This is a genomic window from Microcoleus sp. B9-D4 (assembly GCF_036705105.1).
Classification (GTDB): Bacteria; Cyanobacteriota; Cyanobacteriia; order Cyanobacteriales; family Microcoleaceae; genus Microcoleus.
This window is the reverse complement of the sequence record NZ_JAUBTS010000006.1, coordinates 26,341-48,301: the sequence shown is the minus strand read 5'-3', so window position 1 is coordinate 48,301 and position 21,961 is coordinate 26,341. Positions and strand designations below refer to the sequence as shown.

Genomic DNA, 21,961 nt, shown 5'->3' with positions numbered 1-21,961 from the left:
TTAACTCAAAACCCAAAACTGTTGAATCGCTAACGTGCGCGTGAGTTGAACTAAACTTTTGGTTTGCCAGGAATCAGTCAAATATCTGGTCATGTAACCTCATGCAAGCAGACAAACCTGAGATGGGCAAACCGAGTCGGAAATCATGGCCAAGCGGGCTTTATTACCGCTTTTTCTTCTGTTCGCGGAGGTGGACTTTGCCTGTATAGCCGCGAATAAAATCGCCGGGAATTGGTTTTCTTCAGTCCACAGAGGCGGACTTGGCCTGTGTAGTCGCGAATTTATTCGCCGGGAATATTCACCCCGAATTGGTCATTGTTCGGGGCTTAATTACCCCTTGTTTTAGTCCGCAGAGGCAGACGAAATCCTGTGCAGCGGCGACTTACAATCGCCGGGGATTCGTGCGAATGGGCACAGGATAATTGAGCAATGCAGATTATCAATTCCACACCTCCTAGATATGAGAATTTCCTATCTACACACACCTTAACAACTTGACAGAGAAGCGGCAACAATTTTTAATAAATCTTCCGCAACACTTCTTTACAATTTTCTCAGACTGCCGATTTCCAAGTGCCGTGAAAGCCCAAAGGTATGACACCGGGCAATTCTAGCTTGCAAACAGGTTCGCGGGAAAGTCCGTCGCTGTCAAATATCCAGACTTCGCTGCTATCAGAATTGCCGTCATAAATAACTGTTACTATCCAACCTTTTTCCGAGGAAATATCTGGAACGTAGATGGGCTCTGCGGGATAGCGATTTTCGCCACAGTCGGCAATTGTGAGATTGCGGCTTTGCGTGTCCAAACGGGCGATCGCACCATAACGTTCCGGTACAATATCAACGTCAGGGCGATACATTGCCAGATAAATATATCGTGCGTCTTGTCCTACTTCGTCCGCCGGTACAACCGGAAACTCACAAGGTTTATCCAACAATTCTTCTATTCCTATCACTTTCGCCGTCAGAGGATTGAGATGCACTCGGCAAAGAGTACCCTCCGCATCGGTGCTAGTTTCACCAGTCGGTACTTCTTTCAGTCGCTGATTAGTTTGAAAGTCAGCGAAGCGCACAAAATCTACCGCCACCGAACCATCTTCCTTCACAAAACCATTAGCAAAATGCCACTGAAACCAAGGTTCGGTTTCGCCGCGACTAACTAAAGAGAGAGTTTCAGAGTCAAAAATTAATATCTGAGTACCTAACTCCGGTTTCCACTGAAAGGACTCGCTATAACTGCTAATTCCCGTTAACAAGGGCAAAAAATTGACTTGCACCGGCGGGATGAAAAATATCAGATACTTTCCCGCAAAAACAAAATCGTGGAGCGCGTAAATTCCATCTAAAGCAACTGTTGATTGTTGCACGACTTGGCCAGTAAAATCGCTTTTATACAGATTCAACTTTGTAGTCGCACCGTTGGTAACTCCAAAGTTGAAAATATTGCCAGTAATCGGGTCGCGCTTGCAGTGAGCAGAATAAACAAATTTACTATCTAAACTGCCTAAATCGTCCGTTCCCTGAGTTTCCAGGGTTTGCAAATCGAGGCGGTGAGGCGGGCCACCTTCCCACAATGCCAAAAGGCGATCGGGCAAAGCTAAAACAGAAGTATTGGCAGCATTTTTAACAGTTTTAGTCCACCGCAACCACACAGGGCCCGGTGCTGTCATGCCATAATTACTGTAGAGAAATTTATCAGCTTTTTCTTCAGCTAGATATCCCGCTGTTTGCACGTAGCGATAAACAGCCGTAGCACCGACATCGGTAAAATGTACTGCCAAAATTGCACCGTCGCCATCAAACCAATGTCCCGCAGCAACACCGCCGCGTTCCAAACGTCCGGGCCCGTTGCGGTAGAGAGTGCCGCGCAATCCGTCGGGAATTTTACCAGTTTTAACCGATAGCTGAGTCAGCGGAAACTCTGCCGCCGGACTGGCTAAAGATTTAGCCCAAGATTTTTTAGCTGAGATTTTAGTGTCTGTTTTCATTTGAAACTCGCAATTTTAAACTGATCTGACAGATATTTTGCTATACAATTATAGCAAAAACCATCTATAACAGTTCTCGCGTGAGCCATTCATCAATGAATTAACAATTGCTCAATCCCCCAATCTAAAATCTAAAATCTAAAATCTAAAATCTCAACCTGTACCTCACTTAATCGAACAAGGGTATAACACCTATGACTCTCCGCCGCCGTGCTCTGATCAGAACTTTTGGGCTGACTGCTATTGGTACTCAGCTTTTGCCACTCGCCCAAACCAACCTATCTCCCAAAAGTGCGATCGAGCCGCGCCGCCTGCAAGTCGGCGATACTGTAGCTTTAATCAATCCTGCAGCTTTCAACTACGAAAAAGAAGTGCAGCCATTTTTTAAAGTTCTGGATAACCTGGGTTTAAAAGTTAAATTGGGAGAGCATTTTTACGACCGCTACGGCTATTTAGCCGGCAAGGATGCCGATCGCGCCGCCGATGTCAACGCAGCCTTTGCCGATGACTCAGTGCGAGCTATTTTTACCGGAATGGGGGGCTGGGGCTGTGGTCGGATATTGCCACTCCTAGATTACAATATTATCCGCAACAATCCAAAAATAATTATGGGATTTAGTGATATTACGGCGCTGTTATTGGCGATTTATGCTAAAACTAATATAGTTACTTTTCACGGCCCTTTAGGTGTGTCAACTTGGAGTCCATTGACAGTAAATTACGTCAAAAAAGTTTTGTTTGACGGAGGCTCTGTGACCATGCAAAACTCCAAAAGCGTGCAAGTTGAAACAATCGGGCGCGGAACCGCTAGGGGAAAACTCATCGGCGGCAATTTATCAGTAATAGCAGCAATGGTCGGTTCTGCATATTTACCGACATGGGAAAACAGTATTTTGTTTGTTGAAGAAGTGGGCGAAGAGGTTTATCGCATCGATAGAATGTTGACGCAGCTTAAATTAGCGGGCATTCTTGATAAAATATCCGGTTTTATTTTCGGACAGTGTACCAAGTGCGAAGCTGAAAAACCCCAAGAGTCCCTAACCTTGCCTCAAGTCTTGTCCGACCACATTCGCCCTTTAAATATCCCTGCGTGGTATGGTTCAATGGTGGGACACATCCGGGAGCAGTTCACTTTGCCGATCGGCAAACAAGTCGAAATTGACGCAAATTCTGGTACAATCAGATTGTTAGAATCCGCTGTCAATTAAATCTTGAACTATTCTGGATATTACCGAGGCAGAGCCTCTGGATCTGCGTTCCCCGGCAGAGCCAGGGAACGAGAAAACGAGAAATAAATTTAAACACAAAATCAGAAATATCGTGAAAAAAGCTGCACAATTCCTTAAAGCATTAACAGTAATAATCTTGACAATTCTTTGCCTGTTGCCGCTCAATGCCTGTGCAGCAGCCAGTAAAACCGCCAACAGCGACACCATTTATCAGCAGCGAACCGTCCACAATCCCGACGGCATTGGTAAATTTTACATGGGTCGAGAAATTGCCCAAGTCATGGGATATCAAGGCGCTGGTTGGCTAGAAAGACCGTCTCGCGGCATGGAAGAAAAATCAGCTCGATTAGTCAACAATCTCGATTTAAAACCAACCGATATTGTCGCCGACATTGGAGCAGGAACGGGATATTTTAGCTTTCGCATCGCTCCCTTAGTTCCAGAAGGAAAGGTTTTAGCCGTTGACGTGCAGCCGGAAATGATTAATTTTCTGGAATTGAATAAAAAAGAAAAAAATATTGCTAACGTTGAGCCAGTTTTGGGCAGTATCGACAATCCGAATTTGCCGGAAAACAGCGTAGATTTAGTTTTGATGGTGGATGCTTATCACGAATTTGCATATCCCAGAGAAATGATGCAAGGAATTGTGAAAGCACTCAAACCGGGAGGCCGCACGGTATCGATCGAGTATCGGGGCGAAAACCCGCTGATTCCCATTAAAGGTTTGCACAAAATGACGCAGAAGCAGGTGAAAAAAGAAATGGCCGCCGTCGGTTTAGTATGGAAAGAGACAAAAGATATGTTACCCCAGCAGCATTTGATGGTGTTTGAGAAAAAATCTCAAATTTAGCAGCCAAACAGAGCGATTCTTTACCATTTTTACTCATTTTTGTCAAGGTACAAAAGACGTACTTGTGAGGCGATCGGGCGATCGGTCAAAAATTCTAAGCCTTAAGTAACCCTTAAGAGAGACATTTTACTAAAAATACCATTTACAATTAAAAATTGATAACCCAGAGGCGCTTCCTTCATTTTTCAAGCGAAGAAGTGTCGCTATTAAGAAGTACCAGCGTGAACATTCCAAGTTCCATCCTCACCATGCTCGCCGGCATCGGAGTGACTCTGATCAGTCTCTGGTACGGGCAGAATCACGGTTTGATGCCGATCGCCGCCTCTGACGAAGCATCCCAGATAGACGGACTATTCAATACAATGATGACCATTTCCACTGGACTATTTATCATGGTGCAGGGAATTCTCATCGTTGCTGCAATTAAATATCGCCGCCGTCAAGGAGACAACACAGACGGGCCGCCTTGGCATGACAACTTTCCCTTAGAAATTCTTTGGACAGCCGTGCCGGCGGTGATTATTTTAGGAATCGGAGTCTACAGTTTTGAGATTTACAACTCAATGGGAGGCCTCGATCCGATGGGCAATCATGACCACGGCACCATGCAAGCGCACTCTAAAATGCGGGGAAGTGCGATCGCAGCCACACTCTCAGATACACCCCAAAACGCCCCTCAAATTCCGTCTAGAAAACTTGTTGCTTTAGGCGTAGGCGCTTCCCCAGAAAATGAAGACAAACCAGCAGACTTAGTTGTCAATGTCACAGGTTTGCAGTACGCCTGGATTTTTAGCTATCCAGAAAGCGGCGTTAGTTCCGGCGAACTGCATATGCCAGCCAACCGCGACGTACAGCTAAATATCTCAGCCCAAGACGTGCTGCACGCATTTTGGATGCCAGAATTTCGCCTCAAACAAGATGCAATTCCTGGGCGGCCGAGCGAACTGAGATTTACACCAACTAAAACCGGCGAATACCGGGTTGTTTGTGCTGAATTGTGCGGCGCTTATCACGGAGCGATGAAAGCTGTAGCAGTCGTTCACACGCCCGAAGAATTCGACGGTTGGCTGCAAAGCCAGCAAGTTGCTAGCACTCAAAACTTAGAGCAAGCAGTTGCAGTCAATCCAGGGGAATTGTCAGACGGTGAATTTTTGGCTCCCTACGTCAGGGAAATAAAAATTAATTCCGAAACCCTAGAACAACTTCACCCAACTCATCACTAAAAATAGTCATTAGTTCCTGGCACTGGGTCTTTGATCCTTAGCTAATAACTAATGACTAATAACTAATGACTAATAACTATGACACAAGCACAGTTCCAAGAAAGTGCAAACACTGAGGCTCGCGGAACAGCGCCCGCCGATAGACATTGGCGCGACTACTTCACTTTTAATACCGACCACAAAGTCATCGGTATTCAATACCTGGTAACAACATTTATTTTCTATCTAATCGGCGGCGTGATGGCAACTTTGGTGCGAACAGAACTCGCCACCCCCGACGCCGATTTTGTCACCCCCGAACTCTACAACAGTTTATTTACTGTTCACGCGACGGTGATGATCTTCCTGTGGATCGTACCCGCCGGAGCCGGATTTGCTAACTTTTTGATCCCCTTAATGATCGGGGCCAAAGACATGGCATTTCCCCGGCTGAATGCCCTTGCCTTTTGGATGATTCCCGTAGGCGGCGTGTTGCTGTTGAGCAGTTTTTTGGTAGGAGCTCCACAGGCGGGTTGGACTTCCTATCCGCCTTTGAGCTTAGTTACTGCTCAAGCCGGGGAAGAAATTTGGATTCTCAGCGTTTTGATTCTGGGAACTTCTTCGATTTTGGGGGCGGTGAATTTTGCCATTACCATCTTCACCATGCGGGTTCCCAGCATGGGTCTCAATGATATGCCCTTGTTTTGCTGGGCGATGATTGCGACTTCAGCGCTGACTTTGATTGCTACTCCAGTCTTAGCCGCAGCTTTGATTTTGCTGTCGTTTGACTTGTTAGCGGGAACGGCATTTTTTAACCCGACAGGCAACGGCGATCCCATCGTCTACCAGCATTTATTCTGGTTTTATTCGCACCCGGCAGTTTACATTATGATTATGCCCTTTTTCGGGGTGATTTCAGAAGTTTTGCCGGTGCATTCCCGCAAGCCAATTTTTGGTTATTTGGCGATCGCATATTCCAGTCTCGCGATCAGCTTTTTGGGCTTGATCGTGTGGGCGCACCATATGTTTACCAGCGGCACTCCCGGCTGGCTGCGGATGTTTTTTATGATCACGACTATGATCATCGCCGTACCAACTGGGATTAAAATATTTAGCTGGTTGGCAACTATTTGGGGAGGAAAACTCCGGCTTGTCAGCGCCATGCTATTTGGGATGGGTTTTATCTCAACATTTGTCCTCGGTGGCATCACCGGGATCATGGTAGCTTCCGTACCTTTCGACATTCACGTTCACGACACTTATTTTGTCGTCGCTCACCTACACTACGTGCTGTTTGGCGGCTCAGTGTTTGGCATTTACGCTGCTTTTTACCACTGGTTCCCCAAAATGACGGGGCGGATGATTAATGAATTTTGGGGTAGAGTTCACTTTGTTTTAACCTATGTGGGCTTTACTGTAACTTTCTTGCCGATGCACGCTTTGGGGATGCAAGGAATGCCCCGGCGGGTGGCAATGTACGACCCGAAATTTACCACAATTAATGTCATTTGTACTGTCGGTGCTTATATGCTGGCAGTGTCTACGATCCCGTTTATCATTAATGTGATTTGGAGCTGGAGGTACGGCCCGAAAGCAGGTGACAATCCTTGGCAAGCTTTGAGTTTGGAATGGATGACGACTTCGCCGCCCCCGATCGAAAATTTTGAAGGAGTGCCGGTATTGGCAACGGGGCCTTACGATTACGGCATGGAAAAAATTCAGAATACAGGGGAACGTCTCAGGCTCAAGCTGAGGGAAAATGCCACCCGCAACGCCCAGAAAACAGGTATTCCTATTGCGGAGGCTCAAGCTTCAACTTTCTTTGGCGGTACTGCCACTTTGGTCGCTCCTGAATCAGAGATAGATGTTGATTCTCCTGCTGATGAAAGTCAAGATGGCGAATAGTTATTAGTCATCAGTCATTAGGCATTGTTGACTGTTGACTGTTGACTGTTGACTGTTGACTGTTAACTGTTAACTGTTGACTGTTAACTAATGACTGATGACTAATGCCAACTGCCAACTGCCAACTGCCAACTGACAACTGACAACTGACTTCTTCATTACCAATTTCTTATGCAAATTCCAGCGATCGATCCGACAAAAACAGCCCTAAATTACCACCACGAGGGCGAAGTAGAAGCACACGGTGTCGAGCATCCCGACCACCGAATGTTAGGTGTAATTGTGTTCCTGTGCGCTGAAGGCATGATATTTTTCGGTATGTTTGCCGCGTATTTGATTTATCGGGCGATGGCCCCCGTGTGGCCTCCTGAAGGTACGCCGGGGCGAGAGTTATTGCTGCCGGGAATTAATACGGTGATTTTGATTGCTAGCAGTTTTGTGATTCACAATGCTGATACTGCAATCAAAAAGAATGATGCCACCGGAATGCGGAATTGGTTGCTCGTAACTATTGCTATGGGCGCAGTTTTCTTGGCAGGTCAGGTTTACGAATACACTCATTTAGAGTTTGGCTTGACGACGAATTTGTATGCCAGTTGCTTTTACGTTTTGACTGCTTTTCACGGCTTGCACGTTACGTTTGGAGTGCTCCTGATGGCCGGTGTGGTGTGGCGATCGCGCACCCAAGGTCACTATTCTAGCGAGCACCACTTCGGCATCGAAGCGACTGAGATTTACTGGCACTTTGTCGATGTGATTTGGATTGTTTTGTTTCTGTTACTGTATATTTTGTGATCCCAGAGGCTTTTCAACCTCTGCCACAAGAGATTTGTATGACCCCCAATTGGGGGTTTTTTTATTGTTTGGAGAGTGCGATCGCCTTTCATGCACCTCCTCAAAGCCGATCGCGCTAAACTAAAAGTAGCAATTCTCCTATCCAGCAGCATTGAGAAAATTATGCAGTGCGAATTGTGCGATCGACAAATGGAAGCATTAACCGCCCATCACCTCATCCCCAAACAAAACACCAAGCGGAAAAACGAAGATCCAAGCCCGACAATCGACATTTGCTCAGCCTGTCACCGCCAGATTCACTCTCTATTTGAGAACAAACACCTCGCCCAAGAGCTCAATACCCTGGAAAAGCTCAAAAATGATCCTGAACTCCAGAAATTTCTCTCTTGGATTAAGAAACAAAAAACCGACAAACGCATTCAAGTACGCGGCAAAAAAGCTTGATTGCAGAGCCCGAACTCAGATATATAGTCCTGGCCGCAGTTACTGTCTGCCGCCCGGTTTCTTCATTAATTTTTCGTTTCCTAACCCAAAATTTTATAGAGAAACCCGGTTTGTTTGCGTAAATCCTAGTATAGTGATTTACTTATTTGTAACAAGCTGCCAACAATTATCATGAACCTCACCTCCCTCGAACTCGCAAAAGACCGAGCGCGCATCTACAAAAACTACCTCCAAATGGAAATAGATGCCCAAGCTAACATCAACAAACTAGCTTTTTTAGACAGGGGCATTGAAAAATCCCCTTACCAACAACACATTAAAAACTATCCCGATTATCTCAAACAGAAACCCGACGGCTTAAAAGTAATTAGCTCTATTCCCGGCCCCAATAATCCCCTCAAACTTACCCCGTTTCCCAGCCTGGGAGAACTACCTCAAATTAACTCTCAAGCTTTAAATTTCCTCCACGAAGACATCAAACAAGCCTGCGTTTGCATTGGTACTTTTGTAGATGGCAAAATTCAGGCGCAGTGGCTGGGAAAAAACGCACTTACCAAAGCTGAACAGTGGAGTGCCACTAAAATTATCGCACTCCTTAATATCGTCAGTCAAGTAAATACCAAATATCCAGACTGCGACATTGACAACTGCGTTGTTAGAGATGGCAACGGGCTAAGACACGATTTTTACTTTTACGATTTAGCAAAAGACATGATTAGCTATGCCTCAAATATAGCAAGTTCAAACTCCTTAGCTGCGATGTTCAAACGCTTCGATACTCGCATAGGACTAGAGCAATGGCTGAAGAGCGCTACTGGCAATAATGACCTAATTTTTCGCGGCGATTACGGCGAAAATCCTTATCACAACAACCCCAAAATCTTCGATCTCACCAAAAAACAAGTGCTGCTAAGTGCGGCATTAAACAGTACCAAACAAAGTAATACCGTATCTGCTTATGATTTGACCAGGCTAATTTCCATGTTAGGATGGCACTTCCACATCGAACAGCGATCGCGCATGAAAGCATCTCAGTGGAACAGCTTAGAAAGCATTGTCAGAGCAATGGGACATGACAGCGCTCGATATGTGGACGTAGCAATTAAAACTTTGGGGATGGATAGCCTCATCACTTCTCCTGTAATTATCTCAAAATTGGGTTACGGACTGAGCTCGATCCGGGGAACCCTAGAAACAGTTTATGTGGCTTTAGTGCGGTTTGTAGACGAGCGGCCCAAAGCGGCGGGAAAGCCGGCAAAACTCAGAACTTTAGCCATGACTTTGCGGGCTGAAAAACCTGTAGGCGGTTCCAGTGTCGATCGCTTGGCGATCGAACTCGACGCCAGATTTTGCGCCGAAGTCACGGAAATTCTCCGCCGATTGTTTGCGGAAGAATTTTAAAGGCGGGCGATCGACTAATGTGAAAGTCGGTGAAACTTACGGTAAAGCATCCTCTCTACCGGCTTTCCTCCCCGCAAATGTTGCTCAGTTATTGCCGCAACTTCCTCCTGACAAACACCGCTGTACCAAACCTCTTCTGGTAGTACCAACACCATCGGCCCGTTGCCGCACTGTCCCAAACAACCGCTAGCAACAACTTCAACTTCTGAGGGCGACAATTTCTGAAAAGCTGCCAGTACCTTTGCTGAATTTTGCTTGCGACAAGTGCGGTTTTGGCAAACAAGAACTTGCCTAGAAGATTCTGTGATTTTCATGTTTTTTTACTTGACATTCTGCTAGATATCTGCTATTTTTTTATCATGGGAATAGGTGCGCGCATATATGCCCAAATTGTAGGAAAGTCGTTGAAAACTTTGGACGGGCTAGAAGCCCATCCCACAAAGCATTAAACTTGAACTGCATTCAATCGCTTTGAATTCCTCAAATTATCCTGGGGAGTAGGGGTTGGGCGTCCCGCCCGCCCGAAAAATACAATTTAGATGCGGGATAGCTTAAGACTTCAACGCACCCTATAATTAATCTGGTGACAAACCTTTGGAAGCCAACCATTGTCGATCGAACAAACGCGACTGATACCGAGCCCCGCCATCACAGAGTACCGTAACAATCGTATGTCCAGGCCCCATTTGCTTCGCCAAAGCCACAGCCGCCCCCACATTAATCCCCACAGAACCGCCCATAAACAGCCCTTCTTTCCTCAGCAGTTGGTAAATCACGCGGACAGCTTCAGTATCGTTAATTTGAATGGCATCGTCTACCGGGGCATTCTCCATATTTGCAGTGACACGAGTGGTGCCAATTCCCTCAGTAATCGAACTACCTTCAGTCTTAATTTCCCCAGTTTTGAAATAACTGTAAAGCCCGCTGCCCATCGGGTCTGCCAAGACAATTCTCACAGCAGGATTTTTTTCTTTCAAAAACATTCCTACGCCAGCAAAAGTGCCGCCTGTACCAGTAGCTGTTACCCAAGCATCAATTTTACCGTTCGTTTGTTCCCAAATTTCCGGGCCAGTTGTCTCGTAATGAGCTCGGCGATTGGCTAAATTGTCAAACTGATTTGCCCAGACTGCATTCTCCATTTCTGCCGCCAATCTGCCCGACAATTTGACATAATTATTCGGGTCTTTGTAAGGAACAGCGGGAACAGTCCGAACTTCAGCGCCCAAGGTTTTCAAAGCATCGATTTTTTCTTGAGATTGGTTATCGGGAATCACGATCATACATTTATAACCTTTCGCGTTGCAAATGTGTGCCAAACCGATGCCAGTATTGCCCGCAGTGCCTTCAACAACGGTGCCGCCCGGTTTCAGCAAGCCTTTTTCTTCTGCGTCTTTGATGATGTATAAAGCAGCCCTATCTTTAACGGAACCGCCGGGATTGAGAAACTCTGCTTTGCCGAGAATTTCGCAGCCAGTTTCATCGCTGAAGCTGTTTAAGCGAATTAGTGGTGTGTTGCCTATTGTGCCTACAAAGCCGTTTTTAATATCCATATTTTTTTGATTTTTGCCTGCTATATTTATAGACTATCGCGAACAGACAAACATTATACGTCTAATTAGGCAAGAAAGAAGGTAGAATCTCAAGATATCTCAGAGGCAGCTAGCTCAACTCAAAGTTGAGATGCTATACAAATTAGTAAGGTGTCATGGAAACTGTCATTTTAGTTAACGGTGTTGGACTTCGCGGTGCAGAAATGTTATTGTTGCACTGGCGCTTGCAAAAATACGGCTATCGAATTAAACAATTTTCCTATGCTGCTTGGGGAAATTCATTAAAGCAAAATGTTACGTCTCTCCAAAAAATATTAACAGCAGAAAAAGCTGATACTATCCACTTTGTCGGTCATAGTTTAGGTGGGCTATTAATTTACCTATTGTTTGACAACTTTCCGCAGCAACGTCCGGGAAGAATTGTTACATTAGGTACTCCCCATCAGGGTAGTAGCTTTGCTTGCAGATTGAGTCGCAAATCTTGGGGAAGATTTATCTTAGGACGCAGCCTCATGACAGGATTGTTCGATAGAATATTACCGCCACCCAATAGAGATGTGGGAATCGTTGCTGGTAATTTGGATATCGGTACTGGTTGGTTGTTGCGCTTGCCTCGTCCTAACGATAGTCTAATTGCAGTCGAAGAAACTCGCTGTACGGGTGTTGCCAAACATATTATTTTGCCTGTTTCCCATACCGGACTCTTGGTAGCACCCATCGTTGCGAAACAATGCTCCAGCTTCTTAAAAACTGGTCATTTCCTGTGATTTTATACCTGCGATTTCGCCTTACCAAATTTTACTCATATTGAGTACAAATCCCGGCAAAACCGGGTCGCCACTAACTGTAGCCGGATTCTCCAAACATTCTTCGGGCAAACCGGGATGGTAAATATAAACTCTGCGATTTTGGCGGTCAATTAACCAGCCTAACTGAACTCCTGGTTCTCTCATATATTCTTGCATTTTTTCTTGCAATGGCTTTAAGTCTTCAAAATCGGGTCTGAGTTCAACTACAAAGTGAGGGCAAATCGGGGCAAATTTTTCTTGCTGTGCTTTTGATAAAGTATTCCACCTTTCCAGTTTAATCCAGGAAGCGTCAGGCGACTTTTGTGCACCTGTTGACAGAGTAAATCCTGTACTCGAAGTAAACGCTAAACCAGTACCATTTTGTTCTGCCCAAACCCACAGCGGCCCAAATATATTACCTTCTCGGTTTCCCGTCTCCGAACCAGTAGGGGGCATAATTAGCAATTCTCCCGATTTGTTGCGTTCAATTCGTAACTCACTATTGATTTGACAGAACTCGAAAAACTCGTCGTCTGTCATTTGCAATTTGGGCGGTATTCGCAACACAATTGTTGATGACAGCATTTTGCCTTTCCTCCAATCTAAAGTGTTTACACAAGATTGCACAATTTCTTTGTTTGTAGTGAGGACTTGAGTCCTCGAAAATCAGGATTAAGGACTCAAGTCCTAACTATAAGCTGGTGTGGGTTCAATTCCGGTTGTATCGGAATGATTAAACCACAGAGGGCACAGAGAACACAGAGAAAGAGAAGAGAGAGATAATAATTCCGATGTCAACGGATTTGATATTACGTGCGAATTATAGAGGTAAGGTGTGCACTGCACACCTTACCTAATTAGGTTCTGTGTCCAGGAATGCTAAACCTATTTATTCGGCTGAGGAGTCATCCGCAAATAAGGCTTAACCGGCGTGTAGCCTTTGGGAAATTTCTCTGCCAATTCTGCGGGGTCGGTAATCGAAGGTACGATGACGCAATCGTCGCCGTCTTTCCAATCAACCGGAGTCGCAACGCTGTATTTGTCGGTAAGTTGCAAGGAATCAATTACTCGCAAAATTTCATTAAAATTCCGACCAGTGCTCGCGGGATAAGTAATGCTCAAACGCAATTTCTTTTCCGGGTCAATCACAAAAACTGTGCGGATTGTTAAGTTGTTTAGCGAGTTGGGATGGATCATGTCGTAAATGTCGGAAACTTTACGATCGCCATCTGCTAAAATCGGATAATTGAGGGTGACGTTTTGAGTTTCCTCAATATCTTTAATCCAGCCCATGTGAGAATCCACATCATCGACGCTGAGGGCAATGGTTTTGACGCCCCGCTTGTCAAATTCCGACTTGAGACGGGCCACTGCACCGAGTTCTGTGGTGCACACTGGAGTATAGTCTTTCGGGTGGGAAAACAACACGACCCAGCTATCGCCAGCCCAGTCGTAGAAGTTGATTTCCCCTTCAGACGAAGCTTGGGTAAAGTTGGGAACTGTATCGCCTAATCGCAGAGTCATAACTGATTTCCTCTAATTTTATTTAAGGACTGTTCCTTATCATGCCATAATTACCCGGTTTCTCGATCGAGCTGTAAAGGATTCTAAACTTTTTGGTCGCTCGATCGGCAATTCCACTACTCTAATCTATGTGTGGCTTCTAACGCTAAATTTGATTGCTATGCTTTACTTTTTGCTTAAGGCAATACAGCCTGTTTTAGTCCCGCTGTGTTTTGTCTCCGCCTGGGGTTTAGTTTTTTTGATATTTTCGAGTATCGGGCGTACTGTCGCCGACTCCCTGCGCCGAGCTCAGCGGATGCACCAAATCCCTTGTGCTAACTGCGTATTTTTCACCGGCGACTACCACCTCAAGTGTCCCGTTCAGCCTACAATAGCTTTATCTGAAGATGCGATCGACTGTCCTGATTATCGACGGCATTCGGGAACTTACGGTTAAAAAATCCGATCGGCGCTTTACATATTTCTTAACATCTCTGGCTCTTTCAATTAAACTTAAATTGTGGTAAAGAGATTTTTAGGATAGATGCACATCGACGACGAAAATCAATTCGTGGAAGCCCCAGATGCAGTTTACATTCCCCCCAACGCCAAGCTGTTTATTTACAACTGTGGCACAAAGCCGCTAATATTTATTTGTATTGTCGATCCCGCGTGGCAAAAGGAAGACGAGATTATTTTCCAGTAATTTTCTAGTTTTTCTCCTTGTATGCTCGTTACCAGGCTCTGCCCGGTAACGCATATCTAGAGGCTCTGCCTCTACTGAAAAATAAATCACAAACCGAAAATTTCTTTTAACAACAACAGCACCCAGCCATATGTACCGAGTGATTTCCTCTTTTTTCAACTTCGATGTGGAGTTGCAATAATCCTCGGATTCATTTGCATTGCTCCCCTCTAATTAGTTGAGGAAGTATCAGCTTTGTTGGTGGGTGCTGCTATTGGTTTTTAATGAGACAGATGTGAGATTAAACAGCGTTTTTACTCCTTAGATTCTATTGTGAACTTCGCTGTGCTATCTAGATGTGGTATCTGTCAGAGAAGCTTTTTGTTCGCTTCATATTATTAATTTAGCACCTTCTTCTAGGAGCGCAAGTACCTGCAACTAAACTTTACAACTTTAGAAGTAACTGCCGATAATTATGAAGTTAAATTAAGAATTGAGCTTTCTAGCTGCTCAGCTAAAATAGTAGAGTTCGGCTGTGCTTGGTGCTGCGAGAAACGGCATAATGTGTGTATGAAAACAACCAAACTCATCAAAATGTGCGCCTTATCGCTCAGCATCTTTCTGCTGTGCAGCAGTGCAGCGGCTGCTTCAACGACGGCGAACCCTCAACCTTCGCAGACTTACACTAATCAAGAGATTCTGGAACAGTTGGTGAAGGCAAAAGTCGTGTATTTGGGAGAAACCCACGATAGCGCGGAAGACCACCAAGCTCAACTAAAGATTATCCGAGAAATGCAGCGGCAAAATCGGAAAATTGCGATCGCGATGGAAATGTTTCAGCGTCCCTTTCAAAGCGCGATCGACAACTACTTAGCAGGTAAACTGACTGAAGAGCAATTAGTCGAGGAAACAGAGTACGATCGCAGATGGCGTTTTCCCTGGGAATCTTACGCCCCCATTTTGCGGTTTGCCAAAGAAAATCAACTACCCGTCCTCGCCTTAAATACACCCTCCGAAGTAACGAGAAAAGTTGCCACTCAAGGTTTAGAAAGCCTCACAGCCGAGGAAAAAAAGCACATTCCCCCAATATCCGAAATTCGCACCGACAACGCGGAATATCGGCAACTGCTGCTAGAAGTTTTCCAGCAACACCAAAAGGCTGCACAGGGAAATAGTACGGCTTTTGAAAGATTTTTGCAAGCCCAAGTTTTGTGGGACGAAACTATGGCGGAAAAAATAGCTGAATTTGTCAAAGCAAACCCCGACTATCAAGTTGTGGTGTTGGCGGGGAAAGGGCACATTATTTACGGTTACGGCATTCCCAGTCGCGTCGAGAGGCGTTTGGGAGTCGGGAATGTAAAAATGCGATCGGTTTTACTCAATTCCAATGACAATCCTGTTTTGTCGGCAGATAGACCCATTGCTGACTTTGTTTGGCAGCATTGATTTGATATGATCTCAAAAATATAACCCACTAAGCCAGAGCGAGAACCAAATCGTGAAAGTCAAGCGTCTAAAAATGAACTCATTCCGAGGCATCAGCGATTTGACCCTGGAGTTTGATACAGATGAGCCGACCGTGTTCATCGGTATCAACGGTGTGGGAAAATCCAGCATACTTGAGTGTTTGGCTATTCTTCTCTCCTGGCTGACAAAGCGAATTCAAACTCCCAATAGTAATGGACGTTCTTTCCACGAAGATGATATCAAAAAAGGATGCAAAGAAACTCACAACGAAATTACAATTTCAATCAATGACTGGTCGGAAGTGGTATGGTCTTTAACCAAGGTCAGTAAAGGGCGAAGCAAGGATACTAGCAGCCATCTTGGGGACTTAAAAAAAGTTGTCGCTCGCATACACAGTCAGTTAGATGCTAATTCTTACGCAGCATTGCCTCTGGCTGTTTACTACCCAACTAACCGTGCCGTACTTGATATTCCTTTGAAGATTAGGACGAAACATTCGTTTGAGCAGATAACTGTTTATGACGAGGTTCTCACGGGAGGGCAGATCGATTTTAGGCGCTTTTTTGAATGGTTTAGAGATCGGGAAGATTTAGAAAATGAATTACGACTAAATAATACTAATGAGTATCGCGATCGCGAACTAAAAGCAGTCAGAGATGCGATCGCTAACTTACTAGACGGCTGGTCAAATTTACGGGTTAGGCGATCGCCTTTGCGAATGACTGTAGACAAACAAGGCGATGAACTGATCGTCAATCAACTATCCGATGGTGAAAAATGCTTGTTAGCACTAGCAGGAGATTTAGCAAGGCGTTTGGCGATCGCAAATCCGGATCGAAATTACAATCCGCTTGAGGGTTCCGGCGTTGTTTTGATTGACGAGATTGAGCTCCACTTGCACCCAAAATGGCAACGGGCGATTATTCCGAATCTGAAAAAAACCTTCCCAAATTGCCAGTTTATAATTACGACTCATTCGCCACAGGTAATCAGCGATCTCAAATGGGTTCATCTTTTGAGGTCAACATCTGAAGGAATTGCGATCGATCGAGTACCATCCTTTGGGAAAGATAGCAATCGGATTCTAGAAACGCTTATGCAAACTCCCGAACGTCCGCAGGAAATTAAGGAAGATTTACGTGAATTGTTTGGCTTGATAGACAAGGGCGAACTGGGAAAGGCACGGCAATTTCGCCAAGAATTAGCACACAGAATGGGAGAAGAAGATCCTGAATTTGTGAGAGCAGATTGGCTAATTCAACGCAAGGAAATTCTCAATAAATGAAATATATTCAAAAGGGGAAAGAACCTCAAAATTTTTCCGACTGGAAGGCTACACAGAAGTCTCTCGGTGTCAACTATGATTACAAAAGTCTTTCCAACCCTGAGAAAAAAGCGGTACACATTTCTTTGCTAAGTGAACAAGGCTATATTTGCTGCTACTGCTGTAAGAGAGTTGAGCAAAGTAATAGCCATATTGAACATCTAGCCCCCCAGAGCAAGACTGATTCCGAATTATCTCTTGATTACACAAATATGCTAGGCTCTTGTGGCCGAGATACAAATAAGCCAGAGTATTGTTGGCCAGAGTATTGTGGCAATAAGAAGGGGGATCGTGCGATCGCGGTTTCGCCACTACAAGCCAACTGTGAAGAATTTTTTAATTACTCTAGCACTGGTGAGATACTGCCAACTGCAAATAATTTAGCTCATCAAAAAGATGCTCAAACAACCATTGAAGTTTTGGGACTCAATCATTTTGACTTAACAGAGGGACGAAAGCAAGCATTTGAAGCACTGGAAGGAATAACACAGGAAGAGGCAGAATTATTAGCTCAAGTTTGTCAACAAATGGATGCACAAGGGCGATACCAGCCTTTTTGTAATGCCGTTTTGTCTTTTTTCAAAAATTATTTTGGTGTTTCTTAAGTTGAATGTTACCCAAAGATTGCGCGATCGACGATCGGACTTAATATAAACTTTACCCCACCGCATCACCCGATCGCAGATTGCAGAAACTCGATGCACCAAGGCACACTTTACATATCGGTCATCCGTCGGTTATATTTACTACAAACCGCGCGCAGGCGTGTGGGAGACTCCTCATATCAAATCCGTTAGCATCGGAATAGTAAATTCGAGTTCACTGTTGACTGTTCACTGTTGACTGTTCACTGTTCACGGTCAACCGTCAACAGTCAACCGTCAACAGTCAACATCATTCCGGTGTAACCGGAAATGATATCAGTCACGCCGGCCCGGTTTTTTATTGGTGACTATTTATTTAACTAATATATGTTAAGGCAAGAGACAGCGATCGCCTTCCTTTGCTAAAATTTATCTGGGAAATGTCAAGATTATCTTGTCAAAATATCACGAAAAAATCAATGACAAACAGACCAAAAATTCTCGCATTTGCCGGAAGTACCCGCGAAGCATCCTACAACAAACTCCTGGTAAAAGTTGCGGCGGCTGGGGCTACGGCGGCGGGTGCAGAAGTTACTTATGTAGATTTGCGCGATTTGCCGATGCCACTATTTGACGAAGATTTGGAAGCAAAAGAGGGAATGCCAGAAAATGCCCGCAAATTTAAGGAATTGATGGTAGGGCATGACGGGTTTTTGATAGCTTCTCCTGAGTATAACAGTTCAATTACGCCTGTGTTGAAAAATGCGATCGATTGGGTATCGCGCCCAGCACCGGGTGAACCGGGATTGGTGGCATTTACTGGCAAAGTAGCGGTAATTATGAGTGCTTCCCCAGGCGGAATGGGGGGTTTGCGGGGATTGGTGCATTTGCGATCGATCCTGGGGAATATTAACGTATTGGTACTCCCGGATCAGAAAGCAATTCCCCAAGCTTTTGAAGCATTTAATGCTGACGGTACGATGAAAGATGCCAAACAGCAGGACTCTGTTGAAAATCTCGGTGCTAAGTTGTCTAATGTGCTGTCGAAATTAATCGCATGAGGCAATAAATTCATTTTGCAGTAGGGATACAGCAATGTTGTGTCCCTATCCCAGCATCTGTTATTTTGCTGGCTGCATCAAGTGCGATTCATAGAATAAAAGCCTTGAAACGGCATTGTTAAAATGCCCAATATCCGACTAATTTCATTAATAAAAAAGTCTCGCTTGTCAATGAAAATTGTGCTGCCACTCAATTTAAGAAACTTCCAATCAGTACCCGTAGTAACAGCCCCATAAATGCTTTCAATTTGCTCTCCGCTGCGCTGATTAAATAATTGGGCGGCTACCATTTCTGCAATACACTGGCCTAAACCGGATTTAATACTTTCATTCTTAGCCTCTGTGAGAGTAATTACGGGGGCACGAATTTCATAGGAATCCTTCGATGCAGTGAGAATATAATCGCAATACCCGTTTAAGCCCGCTTCTACATCTACATTGAATTCTGAACCAGAGAAAAAACCAACTTGAAAATTAAATTGCCGCCTGACTTCCAATAATATTGGAGCAATAATTAATTCAGCGCGAGCCTTTTCTGTATTAATTGCAGTAGCTAAAGACAGGTTTTCAGTTAAAGTAGTTTGCAAATAGGAACTTGGCTGTACCTCTGGGATATCACTAAACAAATCTAAAGGTTCTTCTACGGTTAAATTAAAAGATTCTCTAACTTTCGCTAAAGTTGTAAAGTCGCTGTATGCCACAGGTTAACCTCCTTGCTCGATTTTGGCGATCGCATTCTCAAATTGCTACAATTATAATTGATTGCCTGTTATTCTCACCCCCAAATTAACATGACATTCACCGGAGATCCAGACTCAGCACCTGCTTTGCCGACAGCAGCAGAAGCCGCAGTTGCCAAAACCAGCAGCCGCGCTTTAGAATCGCACTTGCAAAATCATCCGTCTGGCGAATCCCTCAAATTGATATTAAACGAAAAAGAGGGAAAGACAATTGACATACCTGCCGCAGCATTGCCACTGCTATTAGGGATTTTGCAACAGACAAGCAGCGGCAATACTGTCAAGCTAACTCCCATTACTGAGGAACTCGATATCTGGCAGGTTGAGGCCTTACTCAATGTCTCCCGCGAGTATGTGTGGAAGTTGCTAGATTCTGGCGAAATTCCTTACAAAATGGTAAGTACCTGTCGCCGGATACGTTATGAAGATGTAATGAAATATAAAAAGCAGGATTATGACAAAAGAAGTAAAATACTTGACGAACTTGTCGCAGAATCAGAAGCACTCGGTTTGTACGACTAACTCATGGAAATTGTAAAAGTTGTCTGCGATGCTAATGTTTTGTATTCAGCCGCACTCCGCGATTTTCTGATGGAATTAGCAGTTGGTGATGTGTTTGAGCCGAGGTGGACAGAAGAGATTCACGGCGAGTGGATGAGAAACGTGCTTCAGAACAATCCAAATCTCACATTAGAACAGCTTGCCAGAACCAAAAATCTGATGAATGCAAGCATTAAAAATTGTGTGGTGACTGGCTACGAGCCAATTATACCAGATTTGGAACTTCCCGATCCGGGCGATCGGCACGTTCTAGCAGCAGCAATTCATTCTCGCGCGGATTTTATCGTTACTTTCAATCTCAGGGATTTTCCTACTGAGAATCTCAAACAATATAACATTGAACCGCTGCACCCAGATGACTTTATCCTGCGCTTTCTCAACTTAAAGTTTGAAGGTGTATGCAAAGCAGCCGAGAAACAAAGAATCAGGCTCAAGAATCCGCCAAAAACGCCTGACGAGTATTTACAAACGCTGGTAGAATTGGGACTGCCGCTGTCAGCAAATCGGATGCGAGAATTGTGTTATCGAGATTAGTGCGATCGCAAACCGCAGACTTTTCCGAGTTTCTTCCCAGGTTTATTGTTGTATCTTCCCACAGGCTAACTCTTCGACATAGCAAATATACCACTCATCTGCTTTTGCCAGCACCGCAGTAAATCTATTTTCCCTTGTGCCTATACTTGAAAACGGGTATAATTTTATTTCCTAGAGATAATAGATCGTGAAAACATTACCACAAATTGTACCAAAACCGCATCACCCGATCGACGTAAAACAAAACCACCCGATCGCAGATTGGCAGAAATAGACAAGAGTAGGCATACTTGAACCATCGGTCATCGGTCGGTATATTTCTTCCAAACAGCACGGCAGGCGTGGGAGACTCCTCCGTCACGCCTGCCATGCAGTTTTATTTGATAATTGTGTGATTTGTGCGATCGCCAATGATACCAGTTCCCAAAAAGAATGAAACTGTAGATTATATTCAAACCCTTTGGGAATTAGTAATTCCTTAATCGAAAATCGAAAATCGAAAATCGAAAATAGTATCACCCCATTTTTTTCTTCTTCCAAGCCTCCACAAACGGCAAAAACACCGACACCAACTCCTGCCGATTCATCACCAAAGTCGGATAAGAAATCCTGCCGTAATTCTTCCCCACTTCCAGCGGAAAAATCCCCTGAGATTCCAGCGGTAGCCAAACCGCACCAGCAGCCTTCACAATTACCCAACTCCCGGCAATATCCCAAATTTTCGGAGTCGCTTCCACCCCTCCCATAGCCACACCCGAAGCCACAGTCAAAAAATTGTAACTAGCCATACCCAACATCCGAATTTTACTCGGAAGATGAGGCCCGATACCCACACTTCGGGAACACAAATTAAAAATATGATTCCCGCTCATCTTATCAGCAGTGGGACAAATCGGCCGATTGTTCAAAAACGCACCTTGAGGCATATTTGCCAATACATTGTCGCCCGCCAAATCCCCTGCATAAAAACCGTGAAAAAACTGATTCACCGGCGGCAAATGCACGCAGCCAAAAACCGGAGTTCCGCGATACAATAAACCCAAAGAAATCCCCCAAATCGGAATTCCCCTAGCAAAATTAGTCGTAGCATCCAGAGGATCGACAACCCAACACCATTCATTATCTGGGAAAACGTGTTCTCCTTCCTCGCTCAAAATTCCGTGAGTGGGAAAAGCAGATGAGATCGCACTTCTAATCTCCGCATCCGCCCAATTATCAGACTGCGTAACCAAACTCCCATCATCCTTCTCATCTGCTTGTGCAGAACCAAAATCTTTCAAAAACTGCTGGCCGACTGTCTTGACAGTAGTCTGAGAAAAACTTAAAATAGAATCCCAAAAATCTTTCATT

General features: G+C 44.7%; 24 protein-coding genes. 16 read left to right on the top strand and 8 right to left on the bottom strand.

The features are described 5' to 3' along the window. Positions 1-554 precede the first annotated feature (554 nt). On the bottom strand, positions 555-1,988 hold the full coding sequence (locus QUB24_RS05345; protein WP_333151391.1) for a carotenoid oxygenase family protein: 1,434 nt from the start codon (positions 1,986-1,988) through the stop codon (positions 555-557). A gap of 194 nt (positions 1,989-2,182) precedes the next feature. On the opposite strand from QUB24_RS05345, the gene QUB24_RS05340 reads away from it, so the two are divergent. The 7 genes from QUB24_RS05340 to QUB24_RS05310 all read left to right on the top strand — a co-directional run bounded on the left by QUB24_RS05340 (position 2,183) and on the right by QUB24_RS05310 (position 9,814). Further along, complete coding sequence (locus tag QUB24_RS05340) at positions 2,183-3,196, top strand: LD-carboxypeptidase (RefSeq protein WP_333151389.1); 1,014 nt, start codon at positions 2,183-2,185, stop codon at positions 3,194-3,196. 112 nt (positions 3,197-3,308) lie between these two features. After that, on the top strand, positions 3,309-4,067 hold the full coding sequence (locus QUB24_RS05335; RefSeq protein WP_333151387.1) for a class I SAM-dependent methyltransferase: 759 nt from the start codon (positions 3,309-3,311) through the stop codon (positions 4,065-4,067). Positions 4,068-4,288: 221 nt separating this feature from the next. Then, positions 4,289-5,290: a cytochrome c oxidase subunit II gene (locus QUB24_RS05330; RefSeq protein ID WP_333151385.1), complete on the top strand. Its 1,002-nt coding sequence runs from the start codon at positions 4,289-4,291 to the stop codon at positions 5,288-5,290. Positions 5,291-5,368: 78 nt separating this feature from the next. Then, the gene (gene ctaD, locus QUB24_RS05325) at positions 5,369-7,174 is read left to right on the top strand and encodes a cytochrome c oxidase subunit I (protein ID WP_333151383.1); all 1,806 of its coding nucleotides are present in this window, start codon (positions 5,369-5,371) and stop codon (positions 7,172-7,174) included. A gap of 171 nt (positions 7,175-7,345) precedes the next feature. Further along, entirely contained in the window at positions 7,346-7,969 is a 624-nt protein-coding gene (locus tag QUB24_RS05320; RefSeq protein WP_333151381.1) for a heme-copper oxidase subunit III, read from the top strand. 90 nt (positions 7,970-8,059) lie between these two features. After that, positions 8,060-8,413: an HNH endonuclease gene (locus QUB24_RS05315; protein ID WP_333151379.1), complete on the top strand. Its 354-nt coding sequence runs from the start codon at positions 8,060-8,062 to the stop codon at positions 8,411-8,413. A gap of 171 nt (positions 8,414-8,584) precedes the next feature. Then, entirely contained in the window at positions 8,585-9,814 is a 1,230-nt protein-coding gene (locus tag QUB24_RS05310; protein WP_333151377.1) for a hypothetical protein, read from the top strand. Positions 9,815-9,828: 14 nt separating this feature from the next. Here QUB24_RS05310 and QUB24_RS05305 read toward each other — a convergent pair whose 3' ends face one another. Next, complete coding sequence (locus tag QUB24_RS05305; RefSeq protein WP_333151375.1) at positions 9,829-10,128, bottom strand: (2Fe-2S) ferredoxin domain-containing protein; 300 nt, start codon at positions 10,126-10,128, stop codon at positions 9,829-9,831. Between the two features lie 261 nt (positions 10,129-10,389). Further along, positions 10,390-11,364 carry a cysteine synthase A gene (locus tag QUB24_RS05300; protein WP_333151373.1) on the bottom strand — a complete coding sequence of 325 codons (975 nt, stop codon included), beginning with the start codon at positions 11,362-11,364 and terminating at the stop codon, positions 10,390-10,392. A gap of 155 nt (positions 11,365-11,519) precedes the next feature. Between QUB24_RS05300 and QUB24_RS05295 the strand changes: the two genes are divergently transcribed. Next, positions 11,520-12,131: a lipase family protein gene (locus QUB24_RS05295; RefSeq protein WP_333151370.1), complete on the top strand. Its 612-nt coding sequence runs from the start codon at positions 11,520-11,522 to the stop codon at positions 12,129-12,131. A gap of 21 nt (positions 12,132-12,152) precedes the next feature. Here the strand turns inward: QUB24_RS05295 and QUB24_RS05290 are convergent, their stop codons facing one another. Both QUB24_RS05290 and QUB24_RS05285 read right to left on the bottom strand, forming a co-directional pair. Then, the gene (locus QUB24_RS05290) at positions 12,153-12,737 is read right to left on the bottom strand and encodes a Uma2 family endonuclease (RefSeq protein ID WP_333151368.1); all 585 of its coding nucleotides are present in this window, start codon (positions 12,735-12,737) and stop codon (positions 12,153-12,155) included. Positions 12,738-13,037: 300 nt separating this feature from the next. After that, positions 13,038-13,676: a peroxiredoxin gene (locus QUB24_RS05285; RefSeq protein ID WP_333151366.1), complete on the bottom strand. Its 639-nt coding sequence runs from the start codon at positions 13,674-13,676 to the stop codon at positions 13,038-13,040. A 160-nt stretch (positions 13,677-13,836) separates the two neighbouring features. Here QUB24_RS05285 and QUB24_RS05280 point away from each other — a divergent pair, with 160 nt between their 5' ends. From QUB24_RS05280 to QUB24_RS05255, 6 genes are all read left to right on the top strand, one after another. Continuing rightward, positions 13,837-14,112 (top strand): hypothetical protein, encoded by a 276-nt coding sequence (locus tag QUB24_RS05280; RefSeq protein WP_333151364.1) that lies wholly within the window; start codon positions 13,837-13,839, stop codon positions 14,110-14,112. Positions 14,113-14,199: 87 nt separating this feature from the next. Next, entirely contained in the window at positions 14,200-14,361 is a 162-nt protein-coding gene (locus QUB24_RS05275; RefSeq protein WP_333151362.1) for a hypothetical protein, read from the top strand. Between the two features lie 549 nt (positions 14,362-14,910). Then, positions 14,911-15,786: a ChaN family lipoprotein gene (locus QUB24_RS05270; RefSeq protein ID WP_333151360.1), complete on the top strand. Its 876-nt coding sequence runs from the start codon at positions 14,911-14,913 to the stop codon at positions 15,784-15,786. 52 nt (positions 15,787-15,838) lie between these two features. Beyond that, positions 15,839-17,092 carry an AAA family ATPase gene (locus QUB24_RS05265; RefSeq protein ID WP_333151357.1) on the top strand — a complete coding sequence of 418 codons (1,254 nt, stop codon included), beginning with the start codon at positions 15,839-15,841 and terminating at the stop codon, positions 17,090-17,092. Continuing rightward, complete coding sequence (locus tag QUB24_RS05260; RefSeq protein ID WP_333151355.1) at positions 17,089-17,736, top strand: retron system putative HNH endonuclease; 648 nt, start codon at positions 17,089-17,091, stop codon at positions 17,734-17,736. Before QUB24_RS05265 ends, QUB24_RS05260 begins: the two co-directional genes overlap by 4 nt. A gap of 458 nt (positions 17,737-18,194) precedes the next feature. Then, positions 18,195-18,776, top strand: coding sequence for an NAD(P)H-dependent oxidoreductase (locus QUB24_RS05255; RefSeq protein WP_333151353.1), 582 nt, complete (start codon positions 18,195-18,197; stop codon positions 18,774-18,776). 77 nt (positions 18,777-18,853) lie between these two features. Here the strand turns inward: QUB24_RS05255 and QUB24_RS05250 are convergent, their stop codons facing one another. After that, positions 18,854-19,477, bottom strand: coding sequence for a hypothetical protein (locus tag QUB24_RS05250; RefSeq protein ID WP_333151351.1), 624 nt, complete (start codon positions 19,475-19,477; stop codon positions 18,854-18,856). A 90-nt stretch (positions 19,478-19,567) separates the two neighbouring features. Here QUB24_RS05250 and QUB24_RS05245 point away from each other — a divergent pair, with 90 nt between their 5' ends. Together QUB24_RS05245 and QUB24_RS05240 are read left to right on the top strand one after the other, a co-directional pair. After that, positions 19,568-20,038 carry an excisionase family DNA-binding protein gene (locus tag QUB24_RS05245; protein ID WP_333151349.1) on the top strand — a complete coding sequence of 157 codons (471 nt, stop codon included), beginning with the start codon at positions 19,568-19,570 and terminating at the stop codon, positions 20,036-20,038. 3 nt (positions 20,039-20,041) lie between these two features. Then, entirely contained in the window at positions 20,042-20,611 is a 570-nt protein-coding gene (locus tag QUB24_RS05240) for a PIN domain-containing protein (RefSeq protein WP_333151347.1), read from the top strand. Between the two features lie 196 nt (positions 20,612-20,807). Here the strand turns inward: QUB24_RS05240 and QUB24_RS05235 are convergent, their stop codons facing one another. Together QUB24_RS05235 and QUB24_RS05230 are read right to left on the bottom strand one after the other, a co-directional pair. Next, positions 20,808-20,981 carry a hypothetical protein gene (locus QUB24_RS05235; RefSeq protein WP_333151345.1) on the bottom strand — a complete coding sequence of 58 codons (174 nt, stop codon included), beginning with the start codon at positions 20,979-20,981 and terminating at the stop codon, positions 20,808-20,810. A gap of 145 nt (positions 20,982-21,126) precedes the next feature. Continuing rightward, positions 21,127-21,960 carry an inositol monophosphatase family protein gene (locus QUB24_RS05230; protein WP_333151343.1) on the bottom strand — a complete coding sequence of 278 codons (834 nt, stop codon included), beginning with the start codon at positions 21,958-21,960 and terminating at the stop codon, positions 21,127-21,129. Position 21,961 lies beyond the last annotated feature (1 nt).

Bases quoted from the DNA above. Each gene is read 5' to 3' on its own strand.
- QUB24_RS05345 (WP_333151391.1), bottom strand. From the start codon at position 1,988: ATGAAAACAGACACTAAAATCTCAGCTAAAAAATCTTGGGCTAAATCT.
- QUB24_RS05340 (WP_333151389.1), top strand. From the start codon at position 2,183: ATGACTCTCCGCCGCCGTGCTCTGATCAGAACTTTTGGGCTGACTGCT.
- ctaD (WP_333151383.1), top strand. From the start codon at position 5,369: ATGACACAAGCACAGTTCCAAGAAAGTGCAAACACTGAGGCTCGCGGA.
- QUB24_RS05320 (WP_333151381.1), top strand. From the start codon at position 7,346: ATGCAAATTCCAGCGATCGATCCGACAAAAACAGCCCTAAATTACCAC.
- QUB24_RS05315 (WP_333151379.1), top strand. From the start codon at position 8,060: ATGCACCTCCTCAAAGCCGATCGCGCTAAACTAAAAGTAGCAATTCTC.
- QUB24_RS05310 (WP_333151377.1), top strand. From the start codon at position 8,585: ATGAACCTCACCTCCCTCGAACTCGCAAAAGACCGAGCGCGCATCTAC.
- QUB24_RS05305 (WP_333151375.1), bottom strand. From the start codon at position 10,128: ATGAAAATCACAGAATCTTCTAGGCAAGTTCTTGTTTGCCAAAACCGC.
- QUB24_RS05300 (WP_333151373.1), bottom strand. From the start codon at position 11,364: ATGGATATTAAAAACGGCTTTGTAGGCACAATAGGCAACACACCACTA.
- QUB24_RS05295 (WP_333151370.1), top strand. From the start codon at position 11,520: ATGGAAACTGTCATTTTAGTTAACGGTGTTGGACTTCGCGGTGCAGAA.
- QUB24_RS05290 (WP_333151368.1), bottom strand. From the start codon at position 12,737: ATGCTGTCATCAACAATTGTGTTGCGAATACCGCCCAAATTGCAAATG.
- QUB24_RS05285 (WP_333151366.1), bottom strand. From the start codon at position 13,676: ATGACTCTGCGATTAGGCGATACAGTTCCCAACTTTACCCAAGCTTCG.
- QUB24_RS05280 (WP_333151364.1), top strand. From the start codon at position 13,837: ATGCTTTACTTTTTGCTTAAGGCAATACAGCCTGTTTTAGTCCCGCTG.
- QUB24_RS05275 (WP_333151362.1), top strand. From the start codon at position 14,200: ATGCACATCGACGACGAAAATCAATTCGTGGAAGCCCCAGATGCAGTT.
- QUB24_RS05270 (WP_333151360.1), top strand. From the start codon at position 14,911: ATGAAAACAACCAAACTCATCAAAATGTGCGCCTTATCGCTCAGCATC.
- QUB24_RS05260 (WP_333151355.1), top strand. From the start codon at position 17,089: ATGAAATATATTCAAAAGGGGAAAGAACCTCAAAATTTTTCCGACTGG.
- QUB24_RS05255 (WP_333151353.1), top strand. From the start codon at position 18,195: ATGACAAACAGACCAAAAATTCTCGCATTTGCCGGAAGTACCCGCGAA.
- QUB24_RS05245 (WP_333151349.1), top strand. From the start codon at position 19,568: ATGACATTCACCGGAGATCCAGACTCAGCACCTGCTTTGCCGACAGCA.
- QUB24_RS05240 (WP_333151347.1), top strand. From the start codon at position 20,042: ATGGAAATTGTAAAAGTTGTCTGCGATGCTAATGTTTTGTATTCAGCC.
- QUB24_RS05235 (WP_333151345.1), bottom strand. From the start codon at position 20,981: ATGGCAGGCGTGACGGAGGAGTCTCCCACGCCTGCCGTGCTGTTTGGA.
- QUB24_RS05230 (WP_333151343.1), bottom strand. From the start codon at position 21,960: ATGAAAGATTTTTGGGATTCTATTTTAAGTTTTTCTCAGACTACTGTC.